Source organism: Pseudomonas sp. NPDC089569 (assembly GCF_050280625.1).
In the GTDB taxonomy this organism is placed as follows: Bacteria; Pseudomonadota; Gammaproteobacteria; order Pseudomonadales; family Pseudomonadaceae; genus Aquipseudomonas.
The window spans coordinates 20,383-31,167 of record NZ_JBNNVQ010000008.1; the positions used below are offsets into that span (position 1 = coordinate 20,383).

The following is a 10,785-nucleotide window of genomic DNA, read 5'->3' on the forward strand; positions in this document are numbered from 1 at the left end:
TCCCCCCTGTAGGAGCGAGCATGCTCGCGATGGAGGACCAGACACCGCGGGGCATCAGACAGCCAGTGTGATCGTTAACGACCATCGCGAGCTTGCTCGCTCCTACAGGAGGTGGTGTCGTTTATCCGAGGCCATGCCAGACGCGGCCGTCGCGAGCCAGCAGCTCCTGGGCGGCTTGCGGTCCGTTTTCGCCTGCGGCATAGGGCTGCACCGTGGCGTCCTGTTGCCAGGCATCGAGGAACGGCTGCACCGCGCGCCAACCGTTTTCGATATTGTCGGCACGCTGGAACAGCGTCTGATCGCCCGTCAGGCAATCGTAGATAAGGGTTTCATAGCCGGTGGACGGCTGCATTTCAAAGAAATCCTTATAGGCGAACCCCAGCTCGATGTTGTCCATTTTCAGGGTCTGGCCCGGCCGCTTGGCCAACAAATCGAACCACATGCCTTCATTGGGCTGAATCTGGATACGCAGGTAAGTCGGCTGCAGTTCGTCGACTTCCGTATCGCGAAATTGCGCGTACGGCGCCGGTTTGAAGCAGATGACGATCTCGGTGTCGCGCACACTCATGCGCTTGCCGGTACGCAGGTAGAACGGTACGCCGACCCAACGCCAGTTATCGATCATGACCTTAAGCGCGACATAGGTTTCGGTGTTGCTGTCGGCGGCGACCTTGTCTTCTTCTCGATAACCGGGCAGTGGCTTGCCATCGATCTGGCCTGCGGTGTATTGGCCGCGCACCGAGTTGACCAGGGCCTCCTCGGTCGTCCAGGGGCGAATGGCCCCGACAACCTTGGCTTTCTCGCCGCGAACCGCATCGGCGCCAAAAGCGGCCGGCGGCTCCATCGCGACCATTGCCAGCAACTGGAACAGATGATTGGGCACCATGTCTCTCAAGGCACCGGTGTGCTCGTAGAAGCTGCCACGGGTTTCCACCCCGACGGTTTCGGCGGCGGTGATCTGTACATGGTCGATGTAGTGATTGTTCCAGAAAGCCTCGAACAGGCTGTTGGAGAAGCGGCTGACCAGAATGTTCTGTACCGTTTCCTTGCCCAGATAGTGGTCGATGCGGTAGATCTGCTTTTCGCTCATGACCTTGAGCAGGCATGCGTTCAACGCTTCGGCAGTGGCCAGGTCTGAGCCGAAAGGCTTTTCGATCACCACTCTTCGGAATGCGTCGGGGCTCTCCTCCAGCAATCCTGCCGCACCGAGACGGCGCGTCACTTCGCTGAAAAAGCGCGGCGCGGTGGCCAGGTAGAACACCGCATTGCCCGTGCCGCTGGCAGCAATTTTCGCTGCCAGCGCTTGATAGGTGCTGTCGTCCAGGAAATCTCCCTGGACGTAGCTGATACCTTTGGCGAGGTTGGCCCACAATGATGGATCAAGAGACTGATTGCCCTTGCCGACCTTGCTGCCCACCTCGTTGCGAATGAAGTCCTCGAGTTTTTGCGCAAAGCCCTCATCGCTGATGGCGTTGTGGTCAACGCCGACGATCCGCAGTCCATCTCCCAGTAAACCGTCGCGCTTGAGGTTATAGAGCGCCGGCATCAGCAGGCGCTTGACCAGGTCACCGTGAGCGCCAAACAGAAACAGCGTTGTCGGTGGCGCGGGATCAGCCTTGGATTTTCTGCGGATCGCATGGGTCATTTTTTCGGTGTCTCCACATGGCCGCCGAAGCCGAAGCGCTGGGCCGAAAGAATCTTGTCGCCAAACGTGCCTTGCCCGCGTGAACGGTAGCGAGAGAACAGCGAGTTCGACAACACCGGCACCGGCACTGCTTGCTCCATGGCCGCTTCGATGGTCCAGCGGCCTTCACCGCTGTCGGCCACTTCACCGGAGAAGGCGTCGAGTTTCGGATCCTTGGCCAGTGCGTCGGCGGTCAGGTCGAGCAGCCACGAGGACACCACGCTGCCACGGCGCCAGACTTCGGCGATGTCGGCCACATTGAGGTCGAAACGCTGATCCTCCGGCAGGTTAGTGCTGGATTTGGTCTTGAGAATGTCGAAACCTTCGGCGAAGGCCTGCATCATTCCGTACTCAATGCCGTTGTGAATCATCTTGACGAAGTGGCCGGCGCCTGCGGGGCCTGCGTGGATGTAACCGCGCTCGGCACGGTCGTCATCGGATTTGCGGTCCCTGGTGCGCGGGATGTCGCCCAGGCCCGGGGCCAGGCTTTCGAACAGCGGGTCCAGACGCTTAACGGTCTGGGTATCGCCACCGATCATCATGCAGTAGCCGCGCTCCAGGCCCCAGACGCCGCCGGAGGTGCCGACGTCGATGTAATGCAGGCCCTTTTCGGCCAGGGTTTTCGCCCGACGGATATCGTCCTTATAGAAGGTGTTGCCGCCGTCGATGATGGTATCGCCGGCGTCGAGCAAGGTGCTCAAGGTGTCGATGGTGTCTTCGGTCGGTGCGCCTGCCGGCAGCATGACCCACACCGCTCGCGGTTTGGCCAGGCCGGCGACCAGCGCCGGCAAATCGGCAACGCCGGTGGCGCCCGCTTCGCTCAAGGCGTCGACGAAGGCGGTATTACGGTCGTACACAACGGTGGTATGTCCGTTGAGCATCAGGCGCCGCGCAATATTGCCGCCCATGCGGCCCAGTCCAATAATCCCGAGTTGCATGTGCTGATGCTCCCTACTACAAATAAAAGTGTGTCAAAGGTTATAGCCCAACGCGACTCACTGAGGTTAGTCCAGAGCGTTGGCATGAAGTTTCCGGGCATTGTGCCCGATCCTGACTGATAACGTCGGCAATCGCGGCGAAGACACAACGACCACGAAAAATAAAAAAGTTCCCTTCACGGGCAAAAGAAATCAAAATTGGCGCCGATAGTAGTTCTGCCGCTGATTTTCGGCGGCTCTACGTTGAGACACGCCATTTGCGAGGTGAGCAATGGGCACAGTACACACCGCACTGCCAGCACAAACCCTTTACGTCACGATCCGTCGCGATGAACTGCGTCAACTCAAGGACGAACGCGATCAGTTGAAGCAGGAACTGGCTCAACTGCGTCAGTTGATTCAGGGACAACAACCCTTGCCTGTGACCCAGCGCGCCCCTCACGCCTGAAGACCTTCGCACCCCGGAAGCAGTTCTGTGCTGCTTCCCATGCCTTCAAGTCCTTGGCCCATTGCGGTCATTCAACGACTGAACATCAACGCCATTGCGTGACCTTCGCTCGTCAGTAGTGCCAACACCTCCTGAACCTGTATCGACTGTTCATTCCCAATTGCCGGAATCGGCGGATAATGAGCGCTCGACTTCGATTCATTGACTCATGGACGAATGGCATCCGACACCTGTAAGTGGGAGGCACACCATGAAGCGCATTACGCTGCTCCTCGCCCTCGTCACGACGCTGGGCTCCGCCGGCGCCTTTGCCGAAGGGGGGGCGGAACGCATGAGGTACTACTACGAAACCTTGCGCTACAACCAGCAACTGGCGCTGGGCAATACCACGCAAAGCCAGACGAACGAACTGCGGGTTCCGGACGATCAGACCGCGCAAATGACCGAGTCCTACAGACCCAAATGATTGTTGCACCTCTGACTGTTTGCTCTTCAGTCAGAGATTACTGTTGGGCGCCCTGATAGGCGCCCTTTTTTGCGCCTTCTGTAGGAGCGAGCAAGCTCGCGATGGTCGTTAACGATGACGTTGGCAACCTGACACCCCGCGGTGCCTGTGCCTCCATCGCGAGCTTGCTCGCTCCTACAGAGTTGGGGTTAGCGGTATTTTTTATGCGCCGATCAAAGCGCCTTGGTCCAGAACATCATGCGCCCGTACGCCGGATCGAATTCACCCGGAGCAAAGCCGAACTTGCCGTAGGCAGCCTGCGCCACGGCATTGCCTTCAAGCACTTCCAGGGTGATTTTGCAGCAACCGCGCTGACGAGCGATTTCCTCCACCTTTTGCAGCATGCGCTGGCTCAAGCCTAACCCACGAAACTTCGGCATGACCGCCACATCGTGAACATTGACCAGTGGCCGACAGGCAAACGTCGAGAATCCTTCAAAGCAATTGACCAGCCCGGCCGGTTCGCCACCGACAAAGGCCAGCACGCTGAACGCATGGGCACGCTTGGCCAGCTCGCCAGGCAGGTGCTCCAGAACTGTGGCAGGCAAGGCGTGTCCGCCGCCCATCGGGTCCAGGGCATAGCCGTTCAATACCAGGCCGATGGCCTCGGCATGCACAGGGTTGGTATAGCTGGCCTGAAGCACAAGAATTTCTGCGGAATCCATTTCCATCCTCGATCACATTCAATGGCCCGAGGGTTCGCTACCCACGGGAACCGCGACCCTAGCGCGAGCGCCCCGAACGTGGCAACCGTCGCCGCTTCAATGCCCCCAGATCAGCGCTTCCGTCCACCCCAGCTCGGCAAAGTCCTCGGCCCGCAAATGCGACTCGCCGGCACAGAAAAACTCGTCCAGTTGTGGAGGTTTCACCGACGTTCCGCTGAGCATGGCGTGGATTTGCCCCCGATGATGAATCTGGTGCTCGAACAGGTGAGACAGCATGCGCAAGCGACTGTCGTGTTGCGGCGTCGCCCGGGCGATGGTCACCACCCTGCCCAGATCGGCATCGCGCATTTGTTCGCAGTAGGCAATCAGGCGCCGGTCCACCTGGGCCTGTTCGCGCTTGAGGTCCAGGGCTTGAGTGAACGGCTCCTCATCCTTGAAGAACACACGACAATCGGAATGCGGATCATCGCCACGCAGTTCACGCTCAAGGGCGTCAACATAGAACCAGTCGCAGGTCAGGATGTGATTGAGGGTCGCGCGGATACCGGGAAAGAAACTGACGCGCGGGGCAGCCAGATCGTCCGCGCTCAATTGGCACCAGGCCTTGGCCAATCGGTGGTTGGCCCAGGCGTTCTGGTAAGCCATGGTCAGCAAATGGTGCGACAGCGGTTGACTCATGCTGATGCCTCCTGAAACCCGTGGCTGCGGGATCTCATTCCATTCGAATATCAAGCCTGTGCGAAACGTTCCAGTTGCATCTCCTGCAAGCGACTGAGGGTGCGACGGAAAGGAAACTCCAGATAGCCCTCGGTGTAGAGCGCATCCATCGGCACCTGTGCTTCGAGGTACAACGGCACTTTGCGGTCGTAGCACTCGTCGACCAGGGCAATGAAACGCCGCACGCCGTCGTCGTGCACCGATAACTGTGGCAGCTCCCGGTCTCCGGCATCCACCCGCACAGCCGCGTCCTCCGTGCCGCGGGCGATGCGTCCGGCCCGTTGCGGCGCGCTGAGGCTTGGCACGTCACTCAACAGAATAGCGCTGTAGGTGTCGCACAGGGCGATGAAATCCATGGCGGAAAAGGGTTGTTCGCACAGATCGCCGTACCGGCACCAAAGCACGCCTTGCGTGGCCTGCACCACCGACAATGCGCGATACCCGACCTTGACGGGGCCGGCACTGGCCGCTTGACCGACGGTCAGCATCGCGAAGACATCGGCCAGCGCCCCCGGCTGTCCGGGCACGGCCACCCAGTAACGTTGCAGCCCCTGTCCTGGATGCAGGCGGTGATCTTCGCCGCCATCCACTGCAATCACCTGCATATGCTGCTTGATCGCGTCGATGGCGGGCAGGAAGCGGTCGCGATTGAATCCGTCGGCGTACAGTTGGTCCGGCGGCAGGTTGGAGGTGCAGACCACCACCACGCCCTCCTCGAACATCACCCGAAACAGTCGCCCGAGAATGATGGCGTCGCCGATGTCATTGACGAACAGTTCGTCGAAGCACAGCACCCGCACTTCTTCGCTCAGTTCGCGGGCCAGGGCTTTCAAGGGGTCGGCCGTCCCGGTCAATTGGAACGAACGCTGATGCACCCAGCCCATGAAGTGATGGAAGTGCTGGCGTCGGGCCGGCACCCGCAAATGTTGATGGAACTGGTCCATCAACCAGGTCTTGCCCCGCCCGACCGGCCCCCAGAGGTAGACGCCGTTGATCGGCGAACGCCCTTCGTTCAGCGCCTCATGGCACTTCTGCAAGGCCCAGACAGCATGCTCCTGAGCCTCGTCCTGGACGAAGCCCTTCTGTTCAATGGCCTGCTGCCAGGCGCTGAGGGGGGAATCGACATTCATGCGCGGCAGTATGCCACCAGACGGCGAAGCCGAGAGTGAAATGTGTTTTGAGCCAAACGGCGCTTGACGCCGAATATTCCGTGCATAATATTTATAAATGTTTAGCGTAATTTATATCTCTTTGCCTCTTTCAGGAGTCTTGCCATGCACTACAAGGTTTTTGGCCGTAAAACCGGCCTGCGGGTATCCGAACTGGCGCTGGGCGCCGGCAACTTCGGCACCGGTTGGGGCCATGGCGCCGAACGTGACGAGGCCAAGCGTATTTTCGACGGTTACCTGCAGGCCGGCGGCAACTTCATCGACACCGCCAACGGTTATCAGGGTGGCCAGTCGGAAGCCATGCTCAGCGAGTTCATTGCCAGTGAACGCGATCAACTGGTCATCGCCAGCAAGTACACCCTTGGGACGACACCGGCTGCCGGCATCTCCCACACCGGCAACAACCGCAAGAACATGGTTCGTGCCGTTGAAGAAAGCCTGAAAAGACTGAAAACCGATCACCTGGATCTGTTCTGGGCGCACATGAGTGATGGCGTGACGCCGATGGAGGAAATCCTGCGCGGTTTCGACGACCTGGTACGGGCCGGCAAGATTCATTATGCCGGACTGTCGAACTTCCCGGCCTGGCGCATCGCCCGGGCCGACCTGTTGGCCGAGGTACGCGGTTTTGCGCCGGTCGCGGCGATCCAGGTCGAGTACAGCCTGGCCGAGCGCACCGCCGAGCGCGAACAATTGCCGATGGCCGAAGCGCTGGGACTGGCCGCCACCTTGTGGTCGCCGCTGGGCGGCGGCTTTCTCACCGGCAAATACCGCAACACTGAGGGCGATACCCGCGCCAGCAAGCTGGGCATGCTGGTTCATGCCGAGAAAAGCGCCCGGGAAACCGCCCTGCTCGATACCCTGCTGGCCGTTGCCACGGAACTCGACAGCAGCCCGACCCACGTGGCCATTGCCTGGCTGCGCGAACAAGCCAGGCGTTCGGCGACCACACTGATTCCGATTCTGGGCTCGCGCACCCGCCAACAGCTGGATGCCACACTGGGGGCACTGGACGTGCAGTTGAACGCCGACCAACTGCTGCGTCTCGATCGCGTGAGCAGTGTGGCCAAAGGCGTTCCCCATGAAACCCTCGCCGGATCGGCAACGCGTTTCAGCGGTGGTATCACGCTGGACCTGCCCGTCATCCCGGTCGCCTGATAAAAGCATCGCGGGCACATCAACGGCACCAAACGCAGACCAACCTGTGGGAGCGAGCCTGCTCGCGATAGCGGTGTGTCAGTCAAGGCCCGCATCGACTGACCTGATGCCATCGCGAGCAGGCTCGCTCCCACAGATCAGCGAAGGCGCCAGACGGTCCCACAGGTTTTGTATTACCGGTCGACCTTATGCCTGGCCGCATACAGGCACAGCATTTCCATCGACAGTGTCGCCGCCGCCAGCGAGGTGATTTCCGCGCTGTCATAGGCCGGCGCCACTTCCACCACATCCATGCCCACCAGGTTGATCCCGCGCAAACCGCCAAGGATGTCCAGCGCCTGCACGGTGCTCAGGCCGCCACACACGGGCGTTCCGGTGCCGGGGGCGAAGGCCGGGTCGAGGCAGTCGATGTCGAAGGTCAGGTACACCGGGTGATCGCCGACACGTGCCCGGATCGCCTCGACGATCGCGTCCACCCCGCGCCGATGCACTTGTCGCGCATCCAGCACGGCAAAGCCCTGATGGTCGTCATTGGTGGTGCGCAAACCGATCTGCACCGAACGCGAGGGGTCGACCAGTCCTTCCTTGGCCGCGTGCCAGAACATCGTGCCATGGTCGATGCGCTTGCCCTCCTCGTCCGGCCAGGTGTCGCTGTGGGCGTCAAAGTGAATCAGCGACAGCGGACCGTGTTTACGTGCATGGGCCTTGAGCAGCGGATAGGTAATGAAGTGATCGCCACCGAATGTCAGCATCGCGCTGCCGGCGCTGAGAATGTGCTCGGCGTGGGCCTCGATGCATTCCGGGGTCGACTGCGGCGAACCGTAATCGAAGTCGCAATCGCCGAAGTCGACCACCGCCAGGTGATCGAACGGGTCGAAAGCCCACGGCCAGTGACGTTCCCACGCGATCCCGGCGGAAGCGGCACGGATGCCGCGCGGTCCGAAACGTGCGCCGGGGCGGTTGCTGGTCGCGGTGTCGAACGGGACACCGCTGACCGCCACGTCGACACCGCGCAAGTCGCGGCTGTAGCGCCGGCGCATGAAGCTGGTGATGCCGGCGTAGGTGCTTTCGGCGGCCGTGCCATAAAGACTGTCACGGGTGATGGCCTGATCGTTTTGCATTGGAACGTCCATGCAAGGCTCCTTCTTTCTTATTGGCGGCTACGGAATGTGGTCCACACGCGGGTGCGCTGGCGCATGTCCTTGAGGTCCATGGTGCGGTCGGCGTACAGACGATCGCGCACGTCGGCGGGCGGGTAGATGTCCGGGTCGGTGCGCACGGCCTCATCGACCAGCGGCGTGGCGGCCTGGTTGGCGGTGGCAAAGAACAGCGTATTGGTCAGTGCCGCGACGGACTCGGGCCGCAGCATGAACTCGATGAACCGGCGCGCAGCTTCAGGGTGTGGCGCATCCTTGGGGATCGCCAGGTTGTCCTGCCACACGAGAGTGCCCTCCCGGGGAATCCGGTAGGCGATCTCATAGGGCTTGCCGGCCTTGCGCGCCTGATCGGCGGCCATGCTGGCATCGCCGTTGTAAGCCAGTGCCAGGCAAACACTGCCATTGGCCAGATCGTTGATCTGCCGGCCGCTGGCGACGTACAGCACCGAAGGCTGCAATTGATGCAAGAGCGCCTGACCCGCGTCGAGATCCTCTTTGCGGGTGCTGTAGGGGTCCTTGCCCAGATAATGCAGCGCCAGGCCGATCACTTCCTGCGGCGAGTCGATGATCGCAATCCCGCAGTCCTTGAGCTTGCCTGCGTATTCGGGCTTGAACAGCAGGTCGAGACTGTTCAGCGGCACGTCCGGCAGGCGCGCTTTCACGGCTTCGACATTCATGCCAAGCCCCAGGGTGCCCCAGGTGTAAGGCACGCCATAACGGTTGCCGGGGTCGACCGCCGACAGTTTTTCCAGCAGGTCCGGATCCAGGTTGGCGTAACCCTTGAGGCCTTCATGGGGGATGGCCTTCAAGGCCCCCGCTGCCAGGCCGCGCGCCAGCACACTGGATGACGGCACCACCACGTCATAACCGCTGCCGCCGGTGAGCAGTTTGGTTTCCAGCACCTCCGGCGCATCGAAGGTGTCGTAGCGCACGTGAATGCCGGTTTCCTGTTCGAAGCGTTGCAGGGTTTGCGGCGCGACGTAATCGGCCCAACTGTAGAGATTGACCACGTTGTCCTCGGCCTCGGCCGCTGCGGCCATGGCAAGGAACAGCGCGGGAACGCACATCTTGAAATAGGGAGGCATGACGAACACCTGACCGGAGGAAGTGGTGGCAGGATGCGTCGTCAGATACATTGGTGAAATATCAAGTTTATTAACCTGACATTACCCTGGAGTAATGTTTGATGCTCGGTCAACTGCATGATCTGGACCTTCACTTGTTGCGCCTGTTTGTCAGCGTGGTCGAATGCGGCGGTTTCAGCGCAGCCCAGGGTGAACTGGGCCTGAGCCAGTCAAGCATCAGCCAGCAAATGGCAAAGCTTGAAACCCGCCTGGGCTATCGCTTGTGCAGCCGGGGCAAGGGCGGATTCCGCATCACGCCCAAGGGCGAGCAACTGCTCAAGGCCACCCGCGGGCTGTTTCAATCCATTGAAGCGTTTCGACACCAGTCCAACGGTGTGGCCGGACGTTTGATCGGCGAGGTGCGCCTGGGCTTGTCCGAAGCGCTGGACCAGTCCGTGCTGCAACGCGTCGCCGAAGCGATCCGGCGCTTCCGCGAGCGCGATGAGTCGGTGCGTATCGAATTGATGAGCGCCATGCCCGGCGAAATGGAGCGATTGCTGCTGCAGCAGCGACTGGACCTGGCCATCGGCTATTTCTCCCAGGTGCAGAACGCATTCGATTACCGCGAACTGTTCACCGAAACCCAGCACCTGTATTGCGCGGCCGGTCATCCACTGTTCGACAATGACGCGCCGGATGACCGGGCGCTGCAAGACTGCGACCGGGTCGATCACCCCTACCGTTTCCTGCGTAACGACGAGCCCTTTCAAGGATCGATGTGTTCGGCACGCTCGGAACAGGTCGAAGGCACCCTCGCCTTCATCCTGTCCGGCAAGCATCTCGGCTACCTGCCCAGTCATTTCGCCCGCCACTGGGAAGACAAGGGACTATTGCGTGTGGTGCGCCGCGGGGGCATGAGTTTCGACGTGGCGTTTCACCTGGCCCGCCATCGCGGGCAGACACCGGGTGATGCGCAGACGGCATTCGAAGAGGACCTGCTCGCCGCATTCTCCTGAAACATCACCCCCTCCCCCCTGTAAGAGCGAGCAAGCTCGCGATGAACGCAAGAGCACCGCTGGGTGTCAGGTGCCCAGTGTTATCGTTCACGACCATCGCGAGCGTGCTCGCTCCTACAGGCATCCAGGCAGCGCTGTGGGAGCGAGCCTGCTCGCGATGAACGCAAGAGCACCGCTGGGTGCCTGGTGCCCAGTGTTATCGTTCACCACCATCGCGAGCGTGCTCGCTCCTACAGGCATCCAGGCAGCGCCATGAACCTGTGG

The 10,785-nt window shown here is 61.0% G+C and carries 11 protein-coding genes; 4 read left to right on the forward strand and 7 right to left on the reverse strand.

Translation table 11 applies throughout. The features are described 5' to 3' along the window. Positions 1-121: 121 nt before the first annotated feature. Positions 122-1,645: a glucose-6-phosphate dehydrogenase gene (zwf, locus tag ACQKP2_RS05985; protein WP_427575161.1), complete on the reverse strand. Its 1,524-nt coding sequence runs from the start codon at positions 1,643-1,645 to the stop codon at positions 122-124. Continuing rightward, entirely contained in the window at positions 1,642-2,622 is a 981-nt protein-coding gene (gene gnd / locus ACQKP2_RS05990) for a phosphogluconate dehydrogenase (NAD(+)-dependent, decarboxylating) (RefSeq protein WP_427575162.1), read from the reverse strand. The genes zwf and gnd overlap by 4 nt, the downstream gene beginning before the upstream one ends. A gap of 271 nt (positions 2,623-2,893) precedes the next feature. On the opposite strand from gnd, the gene ACQKP2_RS05995 reads away from it, so the two are divergent. Both ACQKP2_RS05995 and ACQKP2_RS06000 read left to right on the forward strand, forming a co-directional pair. Then, positions 2,894-3,070 (forward strand): DUF6026 family protein, encoded by a 177-nt coding sequence (locus tag ACQKP2_RS05995; protein ID WP_427575163.1) that lies wholly within the window; start codon positions 2,894-2,896, stop codon positions 3,068-3,070. Between the two features lie 250 nt (positions 3,071-3,320). Then, positions 3,321-3,536: a hypothetical protein gene (locus ACQKP2_RS06000; protein WP_427575164.1), complete on the forward strand. Its 216-nt coding sequence runs from the start codon at positions 3,321-3,323 to the stop codon at positions 3,534-3,536. 212 nt (positions 3,537-3,748) lie between these two features. Here the strand turns inward: ACQKP2_RS06000 and ACQKP2_RS06005 are convergent, their stop codons facing one another. The 3 genes from ACQKP2_RS06005 to zapE all read right to left on the reverse strand — a co-directional run bounded on the left by ACQKP2_RS06005 (position 3,749) and on the right by zapE (position 6,087). Further along, positions 3,749-4,240 (reverse strand): GNAT family N-acetyltransferase, encoded by a 492-nt coding sequence (locus ACQKP2_RS06005; RefSeq protein WP_427575166.1) that lies wholly within the window; start codon positions 4,238-4,240, stop codon positions 3,749-3,751. Positions 4,241-4,336: 96 nt separating this feature from the next. Beyond that, on the reverse strand, positions 4,337-4,918 hold the full coding sequence (locus ACQKP2_RS06010; RefSeq protein ID WP_427575168.1) for a DinB family protein: 582 nt from the start codon (positions 4,916-4,918) through the stop codon (positions 4,337-4,339). Positions 4,919-4,968: 50 nt separating this feature from the next. Next, complete coding sequence (zapE, locus tag ACQKP2_RS06015; RefSeq protein ID WP_427575170.1) at positions 4,969-6,087, reverse strand: cell division protein ZapE; 1,119 nt, start codon at positions 6,085-6,087, stop codon at positions 4,969-4,971. 144 nt (positions 6,088-6,231) lie between these two features. On the opposite strand from zapE, the gene ACQKP2_RS06020 reads away from it, so the two are divergent. Continuing rightward, the gene (locus tag ACQKP2_RS06020; RefSeq protein ID WP_427575172.1) at positions 6,232-7,284 is read left to right on the forward strand and encodes an aldo/keto reductase; all 1,053 of its coding nucleotides are present in this window, start codon (positions 6,232-6,234) and stop codon (positions 7,282-7,284) included. Positions 7,285-7,457: 173 nt separating this feature from the next. Here the strand turns inward: ACQKP2_RS06020 and speB are convergent, their stop codons facing one another. Beyond that, on the reverse strand, positions 7,458-8,417 hold the full coding sequence (gene speB / locus ACQKP2_RS06025) for an agmatinase (protein WP_427575174.1): 960 nt from the start codon (positions 8,415-8,417) through the stop codon (positions 7,458-7,460). A 17-nt stretch (positions 8,418-8,434) separates the two neighbouring features. After that, positions 8,435-9,526: a polyamine ABC transporter substrate-binding protein gene (locus ACQKP2_RS06030; RefSeq protein WP_427575176.1), complete on the reverse strand. Its 1,092-nt coding sequence runs from the start codon at positions 9,524-9,526 to the stop codon at positions 8,435-8,437. A gap of 101 nt (positions 9,527-9,627) precedes the next feature. Here ACQKP2_RS06030 and ACQKP2_RS06035 point away from each other — a divergent pair, with 101 nt between their 5' ends. After that, positions 9,628-10,521 (forward strand): LysR family transcriptional regulator, encoded by an 894-nt coding sequence (locus ACQKP2_RS06035; RefSeq protein ID WP_427575178.1) that lies wholly within the window; start codon positions 9,628-9,630, stop codon positions 10,519-10,521. The last annotated feature ends 264 nt before the right edge of the window (positions 10,522-10,785 follow it).